We start from the raw sequence: 18,464 nt of genomic DNA, 5'->3' as shown, positions 1-18,464 counted from the left end.
ACCTCCGTTGCGTGGATGACGGGGTGTCAGAGGTGGTGGCGGCGGTCGGCGACCGCGTGCTCGTACCGTGCGCGGGCGTCGTTGACGGGCTCGCGGGCCGACACCTCGGCCACCGGCACGTCCCACCAGGCCTCGGCCGGGAGGGCGTCGCGGGCCGCCGCGGTCTCGACGTGGACGCAGGTCGGGCGGGTCGCCGCGCGGGCAGTGGCCAGCGCCTCGCGCAGCTCCCGCACGGTCTTGGCGCGCAGCACGTCCATGCCGAGGCTGGCCGCGTTGGCAGCGAGGTCGACGGGGAGCGGGGCGCCGGTGAAGGTGCCGTCGGCGGCGCGGTGGCGGTAGTCGGTGCCGAACCGCTCGGCGCCCACCGACTCGGACAGGCCGCCGATCGAGGCGTAGCCGTGGTTCTGCACCAGGACCAGTTTGACCGGCAGGTTCTCCTGCACGGCGGTGACGATCTCGGTCGGGTTCATCAGGTACGTGCCGTCGCCCACCAGGGCCCACACCGCCGTGCCGGGCGCGGCCTGCTGGACGCCGAGCGCGGCCGGGATCTCGTAGCCCATGCAGGAGTAGCCGTACTCCAGGTGGTACTGGCGCGGTGAGCGGGACCGCCACAGCTTGTGCAGGTCGCCGGGGAGCGAACCGGCCGCGTTGATCACCACGTCCTCGTCGCCGACCACCTCGTCCAGCGCGCCCAGCACCTGCGTCTGGGTCGGCACGGCGCTGTCGTCGTCGGCCCGGAGGGCGGCCCGCACCTTCTCCTCCCAGCGGGTCCGGCCGGCCCGGTACTCGTCCTCGTACGACGACGGCACCCGGTGGCCGGACAGCGCCTCGGTCAGCGCCGTGAGCCCGGCCCGCGCGTCGCAGACCAGGGTGCGGGCGGCGAGCTTGTGGGCGTCGAAGGCGGTGATGTTGAGGTTCAGGAAGCGGACGCCAGGGTTCTGGAAGAGGGTGCCGGAGGCCGTGGTGAAGTCCGAGTAGCGGGTGCCGACGCCGATCACCACGTCGGCGGTGCGGGCCAGGTCGTCGGCGACGGCGGTGCCCGTGTGGCCGATGCCGCCGAGGTCGGCCGGATGGTCGTGGCGCAGGGCGCCCTTGCCGGCCTGGGTGGAGGCGACCGGGATGCCGGTGGCGTCGACCAGCGCCTTCAGCGCCGCTTCGGCCTCGCTGTGGTGGACGCCGCCGCCCGCGACGATCAGCGGGCGCCGGGCCGCGCGGAGCGCCTGGACGGCCTCGGCCAGCTCCTCGGGGTCGGGTGCCGGCCGCCGTACCCGCCAGACGCGGTCGGCGAAGAACTCCTCCGGCCAGTCGAACGCCTCCGCCTGCACGTCCTGCGGCAGCGCGAGGGTGACCGCGCCGGTCTCGGCCGGGTCCGCCAGCACCCGCATCGCCCGCGGCGCGGAGGCGAGGAGCGCCTCGGGGCGGCCGATCCGGTCGAAGTACCGGGAGACGGGACGCAGGGCGTCGTTGACCGACACGTCGGCCTCGACCGGGTGCTCCAGCTGCTGGAGCAGCGGGTCCGCGGCGTGCGAGGCGAAGTAGTCGCCCGGCAGGAGCAGGACCGGCAGGCGGTTGACGGTCGCCAGGGCCGCGCCGGTGACCAGGTTGGTGGCGCCGGGGCCGATGGACGTCGTCACCGCCTGTGCGGAGAGGCGGTTGAGCTGCCGGGCGTACCCGACGGCGGCGTGCACCATGGCCTGTTCGTTGCGCCCCTGGTGGAAGGGCATGACGCCGCCGTACTCGACGAGGGCCTGGCCGACGCCCGCCACGTTGCCGTGGCCGAAGATGCCCCAGGTGCCGGCGATCAGGCGGTGCCGTACGCCGTCGCGTTCGGTGTACTGCGCGGCCAGGAAGCGCACCAGGGCCTGGGCGGTGGTCAGTCGGCGGGTGCCGGTGGCGCTCATGCGGACCTCTCCGGTGCGGTGTAGAGGGGGAGTCGGGGGTCGACGGCCTGGTCCGGCCAGGTGTCGCGGATCCAGGCGTGCCCGGGGTGGTCGCAGATCAGCCAGGCGCGTTCGGCCTCCGGGCCCGCCATGACGTTCAGGTAGTACATGTCGTGGCCGGGGACCGCCATCGACGGTCCGTGCCAGCCGTCCGGGATGAGGACCACGTCTCCGTCGCGCACCTCGGCGAGCACGTCCGTGCCCTGTCCGCGCCCCGACGGGGAGACCCGCTGGAAGCCGAGACCGGGGGTCCCCTCGTGTTCCGCGAACTCGAAGTAGTAGATCTCCTCCAGCACCGACTCCTCGCCCGGACGGTGCTCGTCGTGCTTGTGCGGCGGGAACGACGACCAGTTCCCGCCCGGGGTGATCACCTCGACCGCGATCAGCCTGTCGCACTCGAACACCCCGGCCGCGCCGAAGTTGTTGACCTGCCGCGAGCAGTTCCCGCTGCCGCGCAGCTCCACCGGGACCGAGGACGCCGGGCCGTATCGGGCGGGCAGGCGGCGGGTGCAGCGGGCGCCGGTGAGGGCGAAGCGGCCGCCGCCCGGGGAGGTCACGGTCGTACGGGCGTCGCGCGGCACGTAGGCGAAGTCGCTCACCCCGCTGAACACGCTGTCGCGGCCGGTGAGTTCGAAGGTCTCCTGACCGAAGTCGTCGGCGGTCGCCACGGTGCAGCCGCCGCTCAGCGGCAGGACGATCCACTCGCTCTCGCCGCTGTCGAAGGTGTGGCCGCCGCCGGGCGGCAGGGTCAGCACGCGCAGTCCGGAGTAGCCCCAGCCGGCGCTCTCGGGGGTCACCTCCACGGTGTACGGGCCGTCCGCGGCCGCCTTGCCGGCGGGAAGGTGATGGGTCATCGTCCGCTCCTCCGTCTCTTCGGTCACAGCAGTCCGACGGCCGTGTCCACCGCCTGTTCGACGCTGCCCTCGGCCGGGTAGAGCAGCGAGCGGCCGACGACCATGCCCTGCACGGTGGGCAGCCTGAGCGCCTTGCGCCAGCGCTCGTAGGCCGCCGTCTGGTCGGCGGGCGAGCCGCCTATGTCGCCGCCGAGCAGTACGGCGGGCAGCGTGGAGGTCTCCAGGACCTCACCCATGTCCTCCGGGTCGTCGGTGACGGGCAGTTTCAGCCAGGTGTAGGCCGAGGTGCCGCCGAGACCGGAGGCGATGGCGACGGAGCGGGTGACGGCCTCGGCGGACAGGTCGTTGCGCACCCGGCCGTCGACCCGCCGGGAGATGAAGGGCTCCACGAACAGCGGCAGCCGGCGTTCCGCCATGGCGTCCACGGCGCGGGCGGCGGCCTCCATGGTGGCCAGCGAGCCCGGATCGTCGTAGTCGACGCGCAGCAGCAGCTTCCCCGCGTCGAAGCGCAGCCGGGCGATGTCCTCGGCGCGGTGACCGGTGAAGCGGTCGTCCATCTCGAAGGCGGCGCCCGCGAGACCTCCGCGGTTCATCGACCCCATGACGACCTTGTTCTCCAGCACCCCGAGCAGCAGCAGGTCGTCCAGCACGTCGGCGGTGGCGAGCACGCCGTCGACGCCCGGCCGGGACAGCGCGGTGCACAGGCGCTCCAGCAGGTCGGCCCGGTTGGCCATGGCGAGCCGCCGGTCGCCGACGCCGAGCGAGCCGCGGGCCGGATGGTCGGCCGCCACGATCATCAGCCGGCCGGAGTCGCCGATCAGCGGCCGGCGGGTACGGCGGGCCGCGGCCTCGGCGACCGCCTCCGGACGCCGGGCTCTGACCGCGGTGAGGTCGGGGATGCTGAAGGACAAGGGGTTGCTCCGTTCAGGGAGTGGCTCGCGCGAGGAGGTCGTCGACCTCGGCCCCGGTGGGCATCGCGGAGGAGCAGGCGAGTCGGGAGGCGACGAGGGCGCCGGCCGCGTTGGCGTACCGCATGATCCGCTCCAGCTCCCAGCCGGAGAGGAGACCGTGGCACAGCGAGCCGCCGAACGCGTCGCCCGCGCCGAGGCCGTTGACCACCTCGACCGGTACCGGGGGCACCTCGGCGTCGCGGCCGTCGCGGTGCACGGCCAGGACGCCCTTCGGCCCCTGCTTGACGACGGCCAGCTCCACACCGGCGGCCAGCAGCGCCTCGGCGCAGGCCCGCGGCTCGCGGACGCCGGTGGCGATCTCGCACTCGTCCAGGTTGCCGACCGCGACGGTCGCGTGCCGCAGCGCCTCGGCGTAGTACGGGCGGGCCTGGTCGGGGTCGGCCCAGAACATCGGCCGCCAGTCGAGGTCGAAGACGGTGGTGCCGGACTTGGCGCGGTGGGCGAGCGCGGCCAGGGTCGCCGCGCGGCTCGGCTCCTCGCTCAGCCCCGTCCCGGTGATCCAGAAGATGCGGGCGGCGCGGATCGCGTCCAGGTCCAGCTCCTCGGGGTGGATCTCCAGGTCGGGGGCCTTGGGGCGGCGGTAGAAGTACAGGGGGAAGTCGTCCGGCGGGAAGATCTCGCAGAAGGTCACGGGGGTCGGGTGGGCGGCCACGGGGGTGACCCAGCGGTCGTCGACGCCGAACTCCTGGAGCGCGCGGTGCAGATAGCCGCCGAACGGGTCGTCCCCGGTCCGGGTGATGACGGCCGTGGCGCGGCCGAGGCGGGCGGCGGCGACCGCCACGTTCGAGGCCGAGCCGCCGAGAAACTTGCCGAAGGTCTCAACCTCCGCCAGGGGTACGCCCGTCTGCAAGGGATAGAGATCGACCCCGATGCGGCCCATCGTGATCAGATCGAAACGCGGGACTGACTCGGCCATGTGCGACGCTCCTCGGGCTGGGCGGGGGCCTGCCGCCTCCCAGGTGTATGACTCCTGGACGACGCTGTCAATAGTTTGTACTTACATTCGGACCTGTGAGTGAAATGATGTCTTGACAAAGTATTGACAGCGGGCGCCCCAAGGACTTGTATCCGGTCCCAGCGCCACAGCCGTTCTTCTCCGGTCTGGCACACGGCTTCCCGTCGCACAGTCGCACAGTGAGGTGCAGGAAAGATGGACCGCTCTTCGCACGCCCGCTCCCGCAGATTCGCCCCCGCCGTGGCCCTCGCCGCCGCCGCGGCCCTGACCCTCGCCGGCTGTTCCAGCAGCTCGGGCGGGAAGAAGGCCGACGAGGAGGGAGACTCGGGCGCCTCCGCGGGCAAGGCGAACACCCCCCGTATGACCGTCGCCCTGGTGACCCATCAGGCGCCCGGCGACACCTTCTGGGACATCGTCCGCAAGGGCGCGGAGGCCGCGGCCGCCAAGGACAACGTCAAGCTCGTCTACTCCGCCGACCCGAACGCGGGCAACCAGGCCAACCTGGTGCAGAACGCGATCGACCAGAAGGTCGACGGCATCGCCGTCACCCTCGCCAAGCCGGACGCCCTGAAGAGCGTCCTCGGCAAGGCGGAGAAGGCCGGCATACCCGTGGTCGGGCTCAACTCCGGTCTCGCCGACTGGAAGAAGCTCGGCCTGATGGAGTTCTTCGGCCAGGACGAGAGCGTGGCCGGCGAGGCGCTCGGCAAGCGGCTCAACGAGGACGGCGCGAAGAACGCCGTCTGCGTGATCCACGAGCAGGGCAACGTCGGCCTGACCCAGCGCTGCGAGGGCGTGAAGAAGACCTTCGAGGGCTCGATCGAGAACCTCTACGTCAACGGCACCGACATGCCCTCGGTGAAGTCGACCGTCACCGCCAAGCTCAAGCAGGACGGCGACATCGACCACCTCGTCACGCTCGGCGCCCCCTTCGCCATGACCGCCGTGCAGGCCGTGGACGAGTCCGGCAGCGAGGCCAAGGTCGCCACCTTCGACCTCAACAAGGAGCTGACCGGCGCCATCGAGAAGGGCGACATCGAGTTCGCCGTCGACCAGCAGCCCTACCTCCAGGGCTACCTGGCCGTCGACGGACTCTGGCTCTACAAGAACAACGGCAACTACAGCGGCGGCGGTGAGCAGCCGGTGCTGACCGGCCCGGCCTTCGTCGACGAGTCCAACGTGAAGGCCGTCGCCGAGTTCGCCTCGAAGGGCACCCGGTGATGAGCATGGCCCAACAGGCTGAGCCGGCGGTGACCACACCGCCGGCCCCCGGCCCCAGGGAGACCGACGGGCGCACCCGCGAGCGCCCGGTGGCGGTGCGGGTGCTCGCCCGGCCCGAGGTCGGGGTCTTCCTCGGCGCCGTCGCCGTGTTCGTCTTCTTCCTGATCGCCGCCCCCTCGGTCCGCGACGGCGGCTCCATGGCGACGGTCCTGTACCAGTCGTCCACCATCGGCATCATGGCGCTGCCGGTGGCCCTGCTGATGATCGGCGGCGAGTTCGACCTGTCGGCCGGTGTCGCCGTGGTCGCCTCCTCGCTCACCGCGGGCATGCTCAGCTACCAGCTGACCGTGAACGTCTGGATGGGCGTGATCGTCGCCCTCGTCGTCTCCCTCGCCGTCGGCGCGTTCAACGGCTGGGTGCTGATGAAGACCGGCCTGCCGAGCTTCCTCGTGACGCTGGCCACCTTCCTCATCCTCCAGGGCGTCAACCTCGCCGTCACCAAACTCGTCACCGGCAACGTCGCCACCGACGACATCAGCGACATGGACGGCTTCGACCAGGCCAAGGCCGTCTTCGCCTCGTCCTTCGACATCGGCGGCGTCGAGGTGAAGATCACCGTCTTCTACTGGCTGGTCTTCGCCGCCCTGGCCACCTGGGTGCTGCTCCGCACCAAGTACGGCAACTGGATCTTCGCGGTCGGCGGCAGCCAGGACTCCGCCCGCGCGGTCGGGGTGCCCGTCACCTTCACCAAGATCACGCTGTTCATGCTGGTCGGCTTCGGCGCCTGGTTCGTCGGCATGCACCAGTTGTTCTCCTTCAACACCGTGCAGTCCGGCGAGGGCGTCGGCCAGGAGCTGATCTACATCGCCGCGGCCGTGATCGGCGGCTGTCTGCTCACCGGCGGCTACGGTTCCGCCATCGGCCCGGTCTTCGGCGCCTTCATGTTCGGCATGGTGAACCAGGGCATCGTCTTCGCCGGCTGGAACCCCGACTGGTTCAAGGCCTTCCTCGGCGTGATGCTGCTCGGCGCCGTCCTGATCAACCTGTACGTCCGCCGTGCGGCGACCCGGAGGTGACGGAAATGACCACCAAGACCACCGGCACCGACGGTGCCGTCCGCACGGACCCCGCACCCGGGCAGGGCGGCCCGATCGTCGAACTGCGCGGCACGGGCAAGGCGTACGGGAACGTCCGCGCCCTGCACGGCGTCGACCTCGCCGTCCACCCCGGCCGGGTGACCTGCGTGCTCGGCGACAACGGCGCGGGCAAGTCCACCCTGATCAAGATCATCTCCGGGCTGCACCAGCACACCGAGGGCGAGTTCCTCGTCGACGGCGAGCCGGTGCGCTTCACGACCCCGCGCGACGCCCTCGCCCGGGGCATCGCCACCGTCTACCAGGACCTCGCCACCATCCCGCTGATGCCGGTGTGGCGGAACTTCTTCCTCGGCTCCGAGATGACCAGGGGCCCCTGGCCGCTGCGCCGCCTCGACATCGCCCGCATGAAGCGGACCGCCGACGAGGAACTGCGCAACATGGGCATCGTCCTGGACGACCTGGAGCAGCCCATCGGCACCCTCTCCGGCGGCCAGCGCCAGAGCGTCGCCATCGCCCGGGCCGTCTACTTCGGTGCCCGCGTCCTCATCCTGGACGAGCCCACCGCCGCCCTCGGCGTCAAGCAGTCCGGCGTGGTCCTCAAGTACATCGCCGCCGCCCGCGAACGCGGCCTCGGCGTCATCTTCATCACCCACAACCCCCACCACGCCTACATGGTCGGCGACCACTTCAGCGTGCTGCGCCTGGGCACCCTCGAACTCAGCGCCGCCCGCGCGGGCATCACCCTCGAACAGCTCACCAACCACATGGCGGGCGGCGCCGAACTGGCCGCCCTCAAGCACGAACTTGCCCAGGTCGGCGGTGTGGACGTGGAGGCGCTGCCGGACGCGGAGCCGAAGGACGGGGAACCGGAGGGGGAGAAGCCGGAGGGCGGGAAGCCGGAGGGGGAGAAGCCGGAGGAGGGGAAGAAGCCGGAGGGGAAGATGCCGAAGGAGGAGAAGGCGCAGGACACGGTGCCGGGGGACACGCCACCCGTCACCGACGCACCGCACACCGTCGAAGGGAAGACCTGATATGCCCGCTGCCCTGGACCGCATCCGCGTCGGCTCGGCCCCCGACTCCTGGGGCGTCTGGTTCCCCGACGACCCTCAGCAGGTGCCCTGGGAACGCTTCCTGGACGAGGTCACCGAGGCCGGGTACGACTGGATCGAGCTGGGCCCCTACGGCTACCTCCCCACCGACCCGGCCCGGCTCACCGACGAGGTGGCCCGGCGCGGGCTCAAGGTCTCCGCGGGCACCATCTTCTGCGGGCTGCACCGGGGCCCCTCCGAGTGGGACGCCACCTGGGAACAGGTCGGCCGCGTCGCCGCCCTGACGCGGGCCATGGACGCCGAGCACCTGGTCGTCATCCCGTCCTTCTGGCGCGACGACAAGACCGCCGAGATCCTGGAGCCGCCGGAGCTGACCGGCGAGCAGTGGACCCACCTGACCCAGGGCATGGAACGTCTCGCCCGCGAGGTGCGCGACACCTACGGCCTGGACATCGTCGTCCACCCGCACGCCGACACCCACATCGACACCGAGGAGCACGTCGAGCGCTTCCTGGACGCCACCGACCCCGGCCTGGTCAACCTCTGCCTGGACACCGGCCACTACGCCTACTGCGGCGGCGACAGCGTCAAACTGATCGAGACCTACGGCGAGCGCATCGGCTACCTGCACCTCAAGCAGGTCGACCCCGAGATCCTCGCCGAGGTGCGGGCGGGCGGCGTGCCCTTCGGGCCGGCCGTGCAGCGCGGGGTGATGTGCGAACCGCCGGCCGGTGTGCCGGAGCTGGGCCCGGTGCTGACCGCCGCCCAGAAGCTGGACGTGGACCTGTTCGCCATCGTCGAGCAGGACATGTACCCCTGCGAGCCGGACAAGCCGCTGCCCATCGCGGTGCGCACCCGGAAGTTCCTGCGCTCCTGCGGCGCCTGAGACCGGCCGCGCCGGCGGGCGGGTCCCGCCGGTGCGCCGCTCGGCGGGCCGTTGTCGGTGGTGCGCGCTAGCGTGCGCAGCACTGGCACTTTCGTCCCGACCCGGGAGGCGTCATGACCTCGCGACTCAACCCCTACCTCAGCTTCGACGGCGACGCCCGACAGGCGATGGAGTTCTACGAGCAGGTGTTCGGCGGCACCCTCGCGCTGAACACCTTCGGCTCGGCCGGCATGCCCGACCCCGCCTACACCGACAAGATCATGCACGCCATGCTGGAGACCCCGAGCGGCTTCACCCTGATGGGTGCCGACACCCCGCCCGGGATGGACCACACGCCGGGGACCAACTTCTCGGTGAGCCTCAGCGGCGACGACGCGGCCGAGCTGCGCGGCTACTGGGAGAAGCTGTCCGCCGGCGGGTCCGTCGCCGTGCCGCTGGAGAAGCAGATGTGGGGCGACGTCTTCGGCATGTGCACCGACCGGTTCGGCATCCCCTGGATGGTGAACATCAGCGAGCCGACGGGCTGACCCCGCCGGCTCGCCGGGCCCGTCCGGGCTCAGCCCCGCCGCACCTCCGCGATCGTCACGGGGCGGTGCTCGTGCAGCGACAGGGTGCACGCCTCGGCGATCCAGCCCGCCTCCAGCGCGTCCTCGATCGTGCAGGGCGAGGGCCGCCCGCCCGCGACGACCTCGGTGAACGCGGCGAGTTCGGCGCGGTAGGCGGCGGTGAACCGGTCCATGAAGAAGTCGTGCGGCGTACCCGCCGGGAAGGTCACGCCGGGCTCGACCGACCGCAGCGGCAGCCTGTCCTCCAGACCGACGGCGATGGAGTCGGCGAAGCCGTGGAGCTCCATGCGGACGTCGTGGCCGCGCGCGTTGTGACGGCTGTTGGAGACCACGGCGATCGTGCCGTCGTCCAGGGTGAGGACCGCGCCGGTGGTGTCGGCGTCGCCCGCCTCCCTGATGTACTCGGCACCCCGGTTGCCGCCGACGGCGTAGACCTCCGTCACCTCGCGGCCGGTCACCCACCGGATGATGTCGAAGTCGTGCACCGAGCAGTCCCGGAAGATGCCCCCGGACGCGGCGACGTACGCGGCGGGCGGCGGCGCCGGGTCCAGCGTGGTCGACCGCACCGTGTGCAGCTTGCCCAGCTCGCCCCCCAGCACCGCCTCCCGGGCGGCGGTGAACCCGGCGTCGAAGCGCCGGTTGAAGCCGATCTGCACCGGCACGTCGCGGCCGGCGACCGCCTTGAGCACGTCTACGCCCTCCGCCATGGTCCGGGCGACGGGCTTCTCGCAGAAGACCGGTACGCCGGCCTCGACCGCGGCCACGATCAGATCGGGGTGGGCGTCGGTCGCCGCGGCGACCACCACACCGTCCACACCGGCGGCCAGCAGCGCTTCCGGCGAGGCGGCGACCTCGGCGCCGAACCGGTCGGCGGCGGCCCGCGCGGCGTCCGCGAACGGGTCGGCGACGACCAGCGAGTCGACGGCGTCGAGTCCGGAGAGGGTCTCGGCGTGGAAGGCGCCGATGCGGCCGAGGCCGAGGATTCCGATACGCATGTTCTTTCGCTGCTCCTTGTGCGTGGTTGCCGTGGCCGGTACCCGGTCGTCCTCTCGCTGACAGCGGCGGCACGGTGCTGTCATTCTTGTCCTGACAAACAGCGCGAACAACCAGCAGCCAGCCATCAAAAACCCCTCAAGACGTCCGCGCGGGACTGAGCGGGTCACCAAGGAGCCGGACATGGGTCATCCCTTCCCGATCAGGGAGATCGCACGTCAGGCGGGGCTGAGCGAGGCCACGGTCGACCGGGTGCTCAACGGTCGCGGCGGGGTGCGTGCGTCCACGGCGGACGAGGTGCGCCGGGCCATCGCCGACCTGGACCGGCAGCGCACCCAGGTCCGGCTGGTCGGCCGCACCTTCATGATCGACATAGTGATGCAGTCCCCGGAGCGCTTCTCAACCGCCGTGCGCGCCGCGCTGGAGGCCGAACTGCCCTCCCTGCACCCCGCCGTCGTGCGCTCGCGCTTCCACTTCCGGGAGACCGGCCCGGCCGGCGGGCTGACCGCGGTCCTGGACCGGATCGCCCGGCGCGGCTCGCAGGGAGTGATCCTCAAGGCGCCGGACGTCCCCGAGGTCGCCGCCGCGGTGGGCCGCCTGACCGCGGCGGGGGTGCCCGTCGTGACCCTGGTGACGGACCTGCCCGCCGCCTCCCGGCTCGGCTACGTCGGCATCGACAACCGGGCGGCGGGCGCGACCGCCGCCCATCTGACCGGCCAGTGGCTCGGCGACCGTCCCGGCAACGTCCTCACCAGTCTCAGCAGCGGCTTCTTCCGCAACGAGGAGGAGCGCGAGATGGGCTTCCGCGCCGTCATGCGCGCCCGGCACCCGGAGCGCGCCCTCGTGGAGATCGCCGGGGGCCAGGGACTGGACGCCACCCAGTACGACCTGGTCCGGGCCGCGCTGGAACGCGATCCGGAGATCCGCGCGGTCTACTCGATCGGCGGCGGAAACATCGCCACCCTGCGGGCCTTCGCCGACCTGGGCCGCACCTGCGCGGTCTTCGTCGCCCACGACCTCGACCAGGACAACACCCGCCTGCTGCGCGAGCACCGCCTGTCCGCCGTACTCCACCACGACCTGCGGCAGGACCTGCGCGAGGCCTGCCGCACGGTGATGCGGGCCCACGGCGCACTGCCGCCCGCGGGCCCGCCCCTGCGCTCCGCGATCCAGGTCGTCACCCCTTACAACATGCCGCCCGGCACCGCGGCCGTGTGACGTGGAGTGGCGTCCCGGGCGTGTGACGCCGCCCCGCGTGGTGCCGCTCCTACCGTCGGGGGCATGTGGAAATCGACTCCGGTCGGCGGACCCGAGCGGGTGGTGGCGCTGGCCGACGGCGTCTTCGCGATCGCCATCACCTTGCTCGTCCTCGACTTCTCCATGCCCCGCGGCCTCGATCCGGCGGCGTACCGCGACGCGCTGCGGGAGATGGTGCCCAACCTGGGGGCGTACGCGCTGAGCGTCGTCGTGCTCGGTGTCTTCTGGCGCGACCACCGCCGCATCTTCCGCTTCGTCGAGCGGGTCGACGGCCAGGTGATCACCCTGTCGCTGCTCGGCCTCGGCGTCGCCGCCCTCGTGCCCTTCCCCACCACGCTCATCTCCGAGTACGGCCACGAGCCGGCCTCCGTCGCCATCTACGCGGCGGCGGTGGCCTCCCTGGGCGCCTCGCACCTCGCCCTGGTCGCGCTACTGGCCGCCCGGCCCTGGCTGCGCGGCGACACCGTCCCCGAGGAGGGCTTCCTGATCTACGGCCTGGATCTCGCCGCCTCGGTCGTGGTGTTCGCGCTCAGCGTCCCGCTCGCCCTCGCGGTCGGCCCCGCGGCCATGTGGGGCTGGCTCGTCCTGCCCCCGGTGAAGGTCCTGATCGGCAGGTGGGCGGTGCGGGCGAGCCGCCCGCCCGCGGTCAGGCGGGAACCTCGGGAGTGACCCAGCCGCCGCTCAGCGCCGACCGCGCCATCGCCTCCAGTACGGCGGCGCTGTGCACGGCGTCCGGCAGGCCGGCGCCGTGCGGCACGCCCTCCGCGACCGAGCGCAGGAAGCGGTACGCCTCCACCACTTTGAGGTCGTCGTAGCCCATGGCGTTCGCGGCACCGGGCTGGAAGGCGGCGAACTCGCCGTGCCCGGGCCCGACGTACACCGTGGAGACCGGCTGGTCCTGGTACTCCGTGCCCCGGCTGACGCCCAGTTCGTTCATGCGGCGGAAGTCCCAGAACACCGCGCCCGTGGTGCCGTGCACCTCGAAGCCGTAGTTGTTCTGCTCCCCGACCGAGACCCGGCAGGCCTCCAGGACACCCCGGGCGCCGGACGCGAAGCGCAGCAGGCAGTTGACGTAGTCCTCGTTCTCGACCGGCCCCAACTCGCCGCCCGCGGACCGTGAGTGACCCGCCGTCGCGGCCGTGGGCCGGGCCCGCTCGGGCAGGAAGACCGCCGTGTCGGCGGTCAGGGACGTGATGTCGCCGAGCAGGAAACGGGCCAGGTCGGCGCCGTGCGAGGCCAGGTCGCCGAGCACCCCGCTGCCGCCGCGCTCGCGCTCGTAGCGCCAGGTGAGCGCGGACTCGGGATGGGCGGCGTAGTCGCTGAAGAGGCGGATGCGGACGTGCGTGACGGTGCCGATCCCGCCGGTGGCGATCAGGTCGCGGGCGGCCTCCACGGCGGGCGCGTTGCGGTAGTTGAAGCCGACCGCGCCCTGGACGCCCGCAGCGGCGACCGCGTCCGCGACCGCGCGGGCGTCGCCGGTGGTCAGACCGACCGGCTTCTCGATCCAGATGTGCTTGCCGGCCTCCGCCATCGCCACGGCGATCTCGCGGTGCAAAAAGTTCGGTGCGGTGATGCTGACCGCGCCCACGCGCGGGTCTGCGGCCACCTCCCGCCAGTCACGGGTCGTCGAGGCGAACCCGAACTGCTCGGCGGCCTCCTCGGCCCGCCCCGGCACCTCCTCCGCGACGGCGACCAGTTCCGGCCGCAGGGCGAGCCGCGGGTAGTGGTGCCGGACCCGGGCGTACGCCTGGGTGTGCACCCGGCCCATCCAGCCGAAACCGACGACGGCGACCCCGAGTGCGTCGACCATGAGAGCCCCTCTTCGGACCTGTCCGTGATCTGTCCAGGCCACCCTGGGCGGGCGTCGGCATCATGTCAACCTTTTGACAGGACAAAGCTCCGGGCAACCACTGGACCTCAGGAGCCGCTGAGGTTGATCGCGTACGCCTTGCGCAGCGTCTCGTGCACCGTCCACGTCGTACGGTCGCCCTCGCGCAGCACGGCCAGGTCGCCGGGCCCGACCCTCAGCGTCGGGCCGCCCTCGACCTCGATGGTGGCCGAGCCGCTGAGCACGACGAACAGCTCGTCCGCCTCGGTGTCGGTGACCACGCCCGGCGTGATCTGCCAGATGCCCCGCACCTGCCTGCCGTCCGCCGACTCCCAGACCACCTTGCCCGTCACCTCGGGGTCACCGGACACGATCTGGTCGGGGGAGAGCGGCTCGGGTTCGAGTTCCGCGTCGGGCACGTGGACGACGAAGCTGTGGGTCATGCCGCGACGCTAGCCGGGGCGCACGGCGGCGCGGGGGAGACAGGGTGTGCGGAAACCGGCCGGCTGCTACGACACTCCGTCAACGCGAACAAAATTGTTGACAATCTTGTTTGGCTAGATTTACGTTCGACAGGCACTCACTCAGGGAGGGCGACCATGCCGAACCAAGCCCGTCCGGGCACCGGGGAGCAGGCCAAACAGCTTGCGCTCGGCCAGCTGCGGCAGGCGATCCTGCGCGGCGACATGGCACCCGCGCAGCGGCTGGTGGAGAACGAACTCGCCGAGCAGTTCGGCGTGACCCGGGCCAGTATCCGGGCCGCGCTGATCGACCTGGAGGCCCAGGGGCTCGTCGAGCGCATCCGCAACCGCGGTTCACGCGTACGGGTGGTGACCGTGGAGGAGGCGGTCGCCATCACCGAATGCCGCCTGGTCCTCGAAGGGCTCTGCGCGGCCAAGGCCGCCGCGGCCGTCGACGACGGGCAACTCGCCCAGCTGAAGGAGCTGGGTTCGGCGATGCGCAAGGCCGTGGCCGCGGGCGAACCGCTGACCTACTCGGATCTCAACCACGAACTCCACGCCAGGATCCGGGAGTTCTCCGGCCAGCACACGGCGGTGGAACTGCTGGAACGGCTCAACGCCCAACTGGTGCGCCACCGCTTCCAGCTGGCGCTGCGCCCCGGGCGGCCACAGCAATCCCTGAACGAGCACCTGGCCATGATCGAGGCGATCGAGGCCAGGGACCCCCAGGCCGCCGAGGCGGCCGTCCGGGCCCACCTCACCAGTGTGATCGAGGCGCTGCGCGACTGACGCACACACCGAGGCGGGCGCCCCTGTCCAGCAAGGAGACCCGAGCATGACCCACGGCAACGCGCCCGCCGCCGTCCCCCGTTCGGCACTCGCCCGTTCGACCCTCGTCGTCACCGCGCACGCCGGTGACTTCGTGTGGCGGGCGGGCGGCGCCATCGCCCTGGCCGCCGCACGCGGGGAGAAGGTGACCATCGTCTGCCTGACCTTCGGCGAGCGCGGCGAGTCCGCCAAGGCCTGGCGGGAGGGGAGGACGCTGGCGGAGATCAAGGCACTGCGCCGGGACGAGGCCGAGCGGGCCGCCGCCGCCCTCGGCGCCGAGGTCCGCTTCTTCGACGCCGGCGACTACCCGCTGACCGCCACCCCCGAACTGACCGACCGGCTCGTCGAGGTCTACCGCGCCACCCAGCCCGACGTCGTGCTCACCCACCCCGTCGAGGACCCCTACAACGGCGACCACCCGGCCGCCAACCGCCTCGCCCTCCAGGCCCGCGTCCTCGCCCAGGCCATCGGCTACCCGGCCCAGGGCGAGATCATCGGCGCCCCGCCCGTCTTCTACTTCGAGCCCCACCAGCCCGAGATGAGCGGCTTCCGGCCCGAGGTGCTGCTCGACATCACCGATGTGTGGGAGACCAAGCGCGAGGCCATGGAGTGCCTCGCCGCCCAGCGGCACCTGTGGGACTACTACACCGACCTCGCCGTCCGCCGCGGCGTCCAGCTCAAGCGCAACGCGGGCCCCAACCTGGGACTCGCCCACACGACCATGGCCGAGGCGTACATGCGCCCCTACCCGCAGATCGCGAAGGAGCTGGCATGAGCGGCGTCGTCGTCACCAACCCCCCGAAGGCGGACGCCGCCGACGTCGAGGCGCTCGCCGGGTACGGCGTGGCCACGGTCGGCGAGGCGATGGGCCGCACCGGACTGCTCGGGCCGGAACTGCGCCCGGTACAGCAGGGCGTACGGATCGCCGGCACCGCCGTCACCGTCCTCGGCTGGCCCGGCGACAACCTGATGATCCACGCCGCCGTCGAGCAGTGCGGCGAGGGCGACGTCCTGGTCGTCACCACCACCTCCCCTTCCACCGACGGCATGTTCGGCGAGCTGTTCGCCACCGCCCTCCAACGGCGCGGCGTACGCGGCCTGGTGATCAACGCCGGGATCCGCGACACCCAGGAGCTGCGGGAGATGGGCTTCGCCGCATGGTCCCGCGCGGTCAGTGCCCAGGGCACGGTCAAGGCCACCGGGGGCTCCGTCAACGTCCCGGTCGCCGTCGACGGCCAGGTGATCCGCCCCGGCGACGTGATCGTGGCCGACGACGACGGTGTGGTGGTCGTCCCCCGCGAACGGGCCAGGCGGACCGCCGAGGCGTCCGAGGCGCGCGAGGCGAAGGAGGCCGGTGCCCGCGCCGCCTTCCTCGACGGCCAACTGGGTCTGGACCGCTACGGGTTGCGCGAGAAGCTCAAGCAGCTCGGCGTGACCTACCAGTCGTACGAGGAGTACACGTCCGCCGCCGGGGAGCCGTCATGAGCGCCCCCGAGGAGGTGCGCTGCACCCTGATGCGCGGCGGCACCTCCAAGGGCGCCTACTTCCTCGCCGGCGACCTGCCCGCGGACCCCGCCGCCCGCGACGCCCTGCTGCTGCGCGTCATGGGCAGCCCCGACCCGCGCCAGATCGACGGGCTCGGCGGCGGCCACCCGCTGACCAGCAAGGTCGCCGTGGTGTCCGGCTCGGCCGACCCGGACGCCGACGTCGACTACCTGTTCCTCCAGGTCGCCGTGGACGCGCCCGAGGTCACCGACCGGCAGAACTGCGGCAACATCCTCGCCGGGGTGGGCCCGTTCGCCGTGGAGCGCGGACTCGTCCCGGCCGGGGACACCGAGACGTCCGTGCGCATCCGGATGCTCAACACGGGTGAACTCGCCGTCGCGACCTTCCCGACCCCGGGCGGGCGGGTCGACCCCACCGGCACCGCGGCGATATCCGGGGTGCCCGGGACCGCCGCCGCGGTCGTCATCGAGTTCCCGCAGGGCACCGGCCCGCTGCTGCCCACGGGCAACGTCCGCGACACCGTCGCCGGCACCGAGGTGACCTGCGTCGACAACGGCATGCCGGTCGTGCTGATCCCGGCCGCCGCGCTCGGGGTCGGCGGCCACGAGACGCCCGCGGAACTGGAGGGGGACGCGGTGCTCGCCGGCCGCCTGCGCGAGATACGGTCGGCCGCCGGGCGCCTGATGGGCCTCGGCGACGTCGAGGGCACCACCGTGCCCAAGCTCACCCTGCTGGCCCCGCCCCGGGACGGCGGCGCGGTCGCCACCCGCACCTTCATCCCCGTCCGCTGCCACACCTCCATCGGCGTCCTCGGCGCGGCGAGCGTCGCCGCGGGCCTGCGGCTGCCCGGCGGGGTGGGGGAGGGGATAGCGCGACTCCCCGGATCCGGCGACCGCGTACGCGTGGAACACCCCACGGGCTTCCTGGAGGTCGACGTCCAGGTCGACCCCGGCACCCCCGTGGTCCGGCGTACCGCCGTCGTACGCACCGCGCGCAAGATCTTCGACGGCACCGTCTTCCCCCGGTCCGCCGCGGCGGCGCCGACCCCCGCACAACGCCCTGGAGGGCACCATGACTCCGCCGCTTCGTGACATCGCCCATGTCGGCCACGCCCAGCTGTTCACCCCCGACCTGGACGCCAGCGTCGCCTTCTTCACGGACTACCTCGGCCTCACCGTCAACGGCCAGGACGGTGACACCGTCTACCTGCGCACGTTCGACGACTACGAGCACCACAGCCTGGTGCTCACCGCGCGCGAGCGGGCCGGCCTCGGCCGCCTCGCCCTGCGCGCCTCCTGCCAGGAGGCGCTGCGGCGCCGGGTGGCGGCCCTGGAGGCCGCCGGCCGCCCCGGGAAGTGGGTGGAGGACGAACCGGGCCTCGGCCCGCTCTACGTCACCACCGACCCCGACGGCCACGAACACGCCCTGTACTGGGAGAGCGAGCACTACCGGGCCCCGGAGGAACTGCGGCCGGCGCTGAAGAACCAGGCGCAGGCCAAACCCAACCGGGGCGTGGGCGTACGCCGGCTCGACCACGTCAACTTCCTCGCCGCCGACGTCCTCGCCAACGCCGAGTTCCAGGAACAGCTCCTCGGCGCCCGGCCCACCGAGCAGATCCGTCTCGACTCCGGGCGGATCGCCGCCCGCTGGCTGACCTTCACCGACAAGTCGTACGACGTCGTCTACACCGAGGACTGGACCGGCACCTCCGGGCGCCTGCACCACATCGCCTTCGCGGCCGACACCCGCGAGGACATCCTGCGCGCCGCGGACCTCGCCGTCGACACCGGTGTGTTCATCGAGACGGGACCGCACAAGCACGCCATCCAGCAGACGTTCTTCCTGTACGTCTACGAGCCCGGCGGCAACCGCATCGAGCTGTGCAACCCGCTCACGCGGCTGGTGCTGGCGCCCGACTGGCCGCTCGTCACCTGGACCGAGGCCGAGCGCGCCAAGGGGCAGGCGTGGGGCCTGCGGACCATCGCGTCCTTCCACACCCACGGCACTCCGACAGTCGGCTGACAGGGGGCGCACAGCGCGGGCGGGGATTGTCAA

The 18,464-nt window shown here is 72.3% G+C and carries 19 protein-coding genes; 12 read left to right on the top strand and 7 right to left on the bottom strand.

Features of this window, described 5'->3' with window-relative positions:
• Nucleotides 1-26: 26 nt before the first annotated feature.
• From iolD to iolC, 4 genes are read right to left on the bottom strand one after another with little or no spacing between them, the layout of a single operon-like run.
• A complete protein-coding gene (gene iolD, locus ACZ67M_RS06375; RefSeq protein ID WP_469849796.1) occupies nt 27-1,901 on the bottom strand; it encodes a 3D-(3,5/4)-trihydroxycyclohexane-1,2-dione acylhydrolase (decyclizing) in 1,875 nt (624 codons plus the stop codon).
• A complete protein-coding gene (gene iolB, locus ACZ67M_RS06370) occupies nt 1,898-2,794 on the bottom strand; it encodes a 5-deoxy-glucuronate isomerase (RefSeq protein ID WP_469849795.1) in 897 nt (298 codons plus the stop codon). Before iolB ends, iolD begins: the two co-directional genes overlap by 4 nt.
• A 23-nt stretch (nt 2,795-2,817) precedes the next feature.
• On the bottom strand, nt 2,818-3,705 hold the full coding sequence (locus tag ACZ67M_RS06365; RefSeq protein ID WP_385798326.1) for a Cgl0159 family (beta/alpha)8-fold protein: 888 nt from the start codon (nt 3,703-3,705) through the stop codon (nt 2,818-2,820).
• A gap of 13 nt (nt 3,706-3,718) precedes the next feature.
• Nucleotides 3,719-4,681 (bottom strand): 5-dehydro-2-deoxygluconokinase, encoded by a 963-nt coding sequence (gene iolC, locus ACZ67M_RS06360; RefSeq protein WP_361367781.1) that lies wholly within the window; start codon nt 4,679-4,681, stop codon nt 3,719-3,721.
• A gap of 234 nt (nt 4,682-4,915) precedes the next feature.
• On the opposite strand from iolC, the gene ACZ67M_RS06355 reads away from it, so the two are divergent.
• The 5 genes from ACZ67M_RS06355 (at nt 4,916) to ACZ67M_RS06335 (ending at nt 9,497) form a co-directional block, all read left to right on the top strand.
• A complete protein-coding gene (locus ACZ67M_RS06355) occupies nt 4,916-5,938 on the top strand; it encodes a sugar ABC transporter substrate-binding protein (protein WP_122616427.1) in 1,023 nt (340 codons plus the stop codon).
• Nucleotides 5,938-7,014 carry an ABC transporter permease gene (locus tag ACZ67M_RS06350; protein WP_392105158.1) on the top strand — a complete coding sequence of 359 codons (1,077 nt, stop codon included), beginning with the start codon at nt 5,938-5,940 and terminating at the stop codon, nt 7,012-7,014. The genes ACZ67M_RS06355 and ACZ67M_RS06350 overlap by 1 nt, the downstream gene beginning before the upstream one ends.
• Nucleotides 7,015-7,019: 5 nt before the next feature.
• Complete coding sequence (locus tag ACZ67M_RS06345) at nt 7,020-8,066, top strand: ATP-binding cassette domain-containing protein (RefSeq protein WP_469849792.1); 1,047 nt, start codon at nt 7,020-7,022, stop codon at nt 8,064-8,066.
• Between the two features lies 1 nt (nt 8,067).
• Nucleotides 8,068-8,970 (top strand): sugar phosphate isomerase/epimerase family protein, encoded by a 903-nt coding sequence (locus ACZ67M_RS06340; RefSeq protein ID WP_361367789.1) that lies wholly within the window; start codon nt 8,068-8,070, stop codon nt 8,968-8,970.
• A 113-nt stretch (nt 8,971-9,083) separates the two neighbouring features.
• Nucleotides 9,084-9,497, top strand: a complete 414-nt coding sequence (locus ACZ67M_RS06335; protein WP_392017816.1) for a VOC family protein — start codon at nt 9,084-9,086, stop codon at nt 9,495-9,497.
• Nucleotides 9,498-9,526: 29 nt separating this feature from the next.
• On the opposite strand, the gene ACZ67M_RS06330 is transcribed toward ACZ67M_RS06335, so the two are convergent.
• Nucleotides 9,527-10,531 carry a Gfo/Idh/MocA family protein gene (locus ACZ67M_RS06330; protein WP_469849790.1) on the bottom strand — a complete coding sequence of 335 codons (1,005 nt, stop codon included), beginning with the start codon at nt 10,529-10,531 and terminating at the stop codon, nt 9,527-9,529.
• A gap of 181 nt (nt 10,532-10,712) precedes the next feature.
• Here ACZ67M_RS06330 and ACZ67M_RS06325 point away from each other — a divergent pair, with 181 nt between their 5' ends.
• Together ACZ67M_RS06325 and ACZ67M_RS06320 are read left to right on the top strand one after the other, a co-directional pair.
• Nucleotides 10,713-11,747 (top strand): LacI family DNA-binding transcriptional regulator, encoded by a 1,035-nt coding sequence (locus tag ACZ67M_RS06325; RefSeq protein ID WP_469849789.1) that lies wholly within the window; start codon nt 10,713-10,715, stop codon nt 11,745-11,747.
• Nucleotides 11,748-11,810: 63 nt separating this feature from the next.
• Complete coding sequence (locus tag ACZ67M_RS06320; protein WP_469849787.1) at nt 11,811-12,455, top strand: TMEM175 family protein; 645 nt, start codon at nt 11,811-11,813, stop codon at nt 12,453-12,455.
• Here the strand turns inward: ACZ67M_RS06320 and ACZ67M_RS06315 are convergent.
• The gene (locus ACZ67M_RS06315) at nt 12,433-13,596 is read right to left on the bottom strand and encodes a Gfo/Idh/MocA family protein (RefSeq protein WP_469849785.1); all 1,164 of its coding nucleotides are present in this window, start codon (nt 13,594-13,596) and stop codon (nt 12,433-12,435) included. The genes ACZ67M_RS06320 and ACZ67M_RS06315 overlap by 23 nt on opposite strands.
• 107 nt (nt 13,597-13,703) lie before the next feature.
• Nucleotides 13,704-14,057, bottom strand: coding sequence for a cupin domain-containing protein (locus tag ACZ67M_RS06310; protein WP_469849783.1), 354 nt, complete (start codon nt 14,055-14,057; stop codon nt 13,704-13,706).
• A 156-nt stretch (nt 14,058-14,213) separates the two neighbouring features.
• Between ACZ67M_RS06310 and ACZ67M_RS06305 the strand changes: the two genes are divergently transcribed.
• The 5 genes from ACZ67M_RS06305 to ACZ67M_RS06285 are packed head-to-tail and all read left to right on the top strand — an operon-like array spanning nt 14,214 to nt 18,431.
• A complete protein-coding gene (locus ACZ67M_RS06305) occupies nt 14,214-14,864 on the top strand; it encodes a GntR family transcriptional regulator (RefSeq protein ID WP_361367809.1) in 651 nt (216 codons plus the stop codon).
• A 46-nt stretch (nt 14,865-14,910) separates the two neighbouring features.
• Nucleotides 14,911-15,678, top strand: coding sequence for a PIG-L deacetylase family protein (locus tag ACZ67M_RS06300; protein ID WP_392017826.1), 768 nt, complete (start codon nt 14,911-14,913; stop codon nt 15,676-15,678).
• Nucleotides 15,675-16,388, top strand: coding sequence for a 4-carboxy-4-hydroxy-2-oxoadipate aldolase/oxaloacetate decarboxylase (locus ACZ67M_RS06295; protein WP_392017829.1), 714 nt, complete (start codon nt 15,675-15,677; stop codon nt 16,386-16,388). Before ACZ67M_RS06300 ends, ACZ67M_RS06295 begins: the two co-directional genes overlap by 4 nt.
• Nucleotides 16,385-17,500 (top strand): 4-oxalomesaconate tautomerase, encoded by a 1,116-nt coding sequence (locus ACZ67M_RS06290; RefSeq protein ID WP_469849780.1) that lies wholly within the window; start codon nt 16,385-16,387, stop codon nt 17,498-17,500. Before ACZ67M_RS06295 ends, ACZ67M_RS06290 begins: the two co-directional genes overlap by 4 nt.
• Nucleotides 17,481-18,431 carry a VOC family protein gene (locus ACZ67M_RS06285; RefSeq protein ID WP_361367821.1) on the top strand — a complete coding sequence of 317 codons (951 nt, stop codon included), beginning with the start codon at nt 17,481-17,483 and terminating at the stop codon, nt 18,429-18,431. The genes ACZ67M_RS06290 and ACZ67M_RS06285 overlap by 20 nt, the downstream gene beginning before the upstream one ends.
• The last annotated feature ends 33 nt before the right edge of the window (nt 18,432-18,464 follow it).

The sequence above is a fragment of the Streptomyces sp. NPDC107500 genome (genome assembly GCF_055582785.1).
The sequence above is the reverse complement of the archived record's forward strand: the minus strand, read 5'-3'. Positions and strand labels throughout refer to the sequence as shown.

What these genes read in the sequence shown, in the direction of transcription:
- iolD (WP_469849796.1), bottom strand. Translation starts at nt 1,901, where the DNA reads ATGAGCGCCACCGGCACCCGCCGACTGACCACCGCCCAGGCCCTGGTG.
- iolB (WP_469849795.1), bottom strand. Translation starts at nt 2,794, where the DNA reads ATGACCCATCACCTTCCCGCCGGCAAGGCGGCCGCGGACGGCCCGTAC.
- iolC (WP_361367781.1), bottom strand. Translation starts at nt 4,681, where the DNA reads ATGGCCGAGTCAGTCCCGCGTTTCGATCTGATCACGATGGGCCGCATC.
- ACZ67M_RS06355 (WP_122616427.1), top strand. Translation starts at nt 4,916, where the DNA reads ATGGACCGCTCTTCGCACGCCCGCTCCCGCAGATTCGCCCCCGCCGTG.
- ACZ67M_RS06350 (WP_392105158.1), top strand. Translation starts at nt 5,938, where the DNA reads ATGAGCATGGCCCAACAGGCTGAGCCGGCGGTGACCACACCGCCGGCC.
- ACZ67M_RS06345 (WP_469849792.1), top strand. Translation starts at nt 7,020, where the DNA reads ATGACCACCAAGACCACCGGCACCGACGGTGCCGTCCGCACGGACCCC.
- ACZ67M_RS06340 (WP_361367789.1), top strand. Translation starts at nt 8,068, where the DNA reads ATGCCCGCTGCCCTGGACCGCATCCGCGTCGGCTCGGCCCCCGACTCC.
- ACZ67M_RS06335 (WP_392017816.1), top strand. Translation starts at nt 9,084, where the DNA reads ATGACCTCGCGACTCAACCCCTACCTCAGCTTCGACGGCGACGCCCGA.
- ACZ67M_RS06330 (WP_469849790.1), bottom strand. Translation starts at nt 10,531, where the DNA reads ATGCGTATCGGAATCCTCGGCCTCGGCCGCATCGGCGCCTTCCACGCC.
- ACZ67M_RS06325 (WP_469849789.1), top strand. Translation starts at nt 10,713, where the DNA reads ATGGGTCATCCCTTCCCGATCAGGGAGATCGCACGTCAGGCGGGGCTG.
- ACZ67M_RS06320 (WP_469849787.1), top strand. Translation starts at nt 11,811, where the DNA reads ATGTGGAAATCGACTCCGGTCGGCGGACCCGAGCGGGTGGTGGCGCTG.
- ACZ67M_RS06315 (WP_469849785.1), bottom strand. Translation starts at nt 13,596, where the DNA reads ATGGTCGACGCACTCGGGGTCGCCGTCGTCGGTTTCGGCTGGATGGGC.
- ACZ67M_RS06310 (WP_469849783.1), bottom strand. Translation starts at nt 14,057, where the DNA reads ATGACCCACAGCTTCGTCGTCCACGTGCCCGACGCGGAACTCGAACCC.
- ACZ67M_RS06305 (WP_361367809.1), top strand. Translation starts at nt 14,214, where the DNA reads ATGCCGAACCAAGCCCGTCCGGGCACCGGGGAGCAGGCCAAACAGCTT.
- ACZ67M_RS06300 (WP_392017826.1), top strand. Translation starts at nt 14,911, where the DNA reads ATGACCCACGGCAACGCGCCCGCCGCCGTCCCCCGTTCGGCACTCGCC.
- ACZ67M_RS06295 (WP_392017829.1), top strand. Translation starts at nt 15,675, where the DNA reads ATGAGCGGCGTCGTCGTCACCAACCCCCCGAAGGCGGACGCCGCCGAC.
- ACZ67M_RS06290 (WP_469849780.1), top strand. Translation starts at nt 16,385, where the DNA reads ATGAGCGCCCCCGAGGAGGTGCGCTGCACCCTGATGCGCGGCGGCACC.
- ACZ67M_RS06285 (WP_361367821.1), top strand. Translation starts at nt 17,481, where the DNA reads ATGACTCCGCCGCTTCGTGACATCGCCCATGTCGGCCACGCCCAGCTG.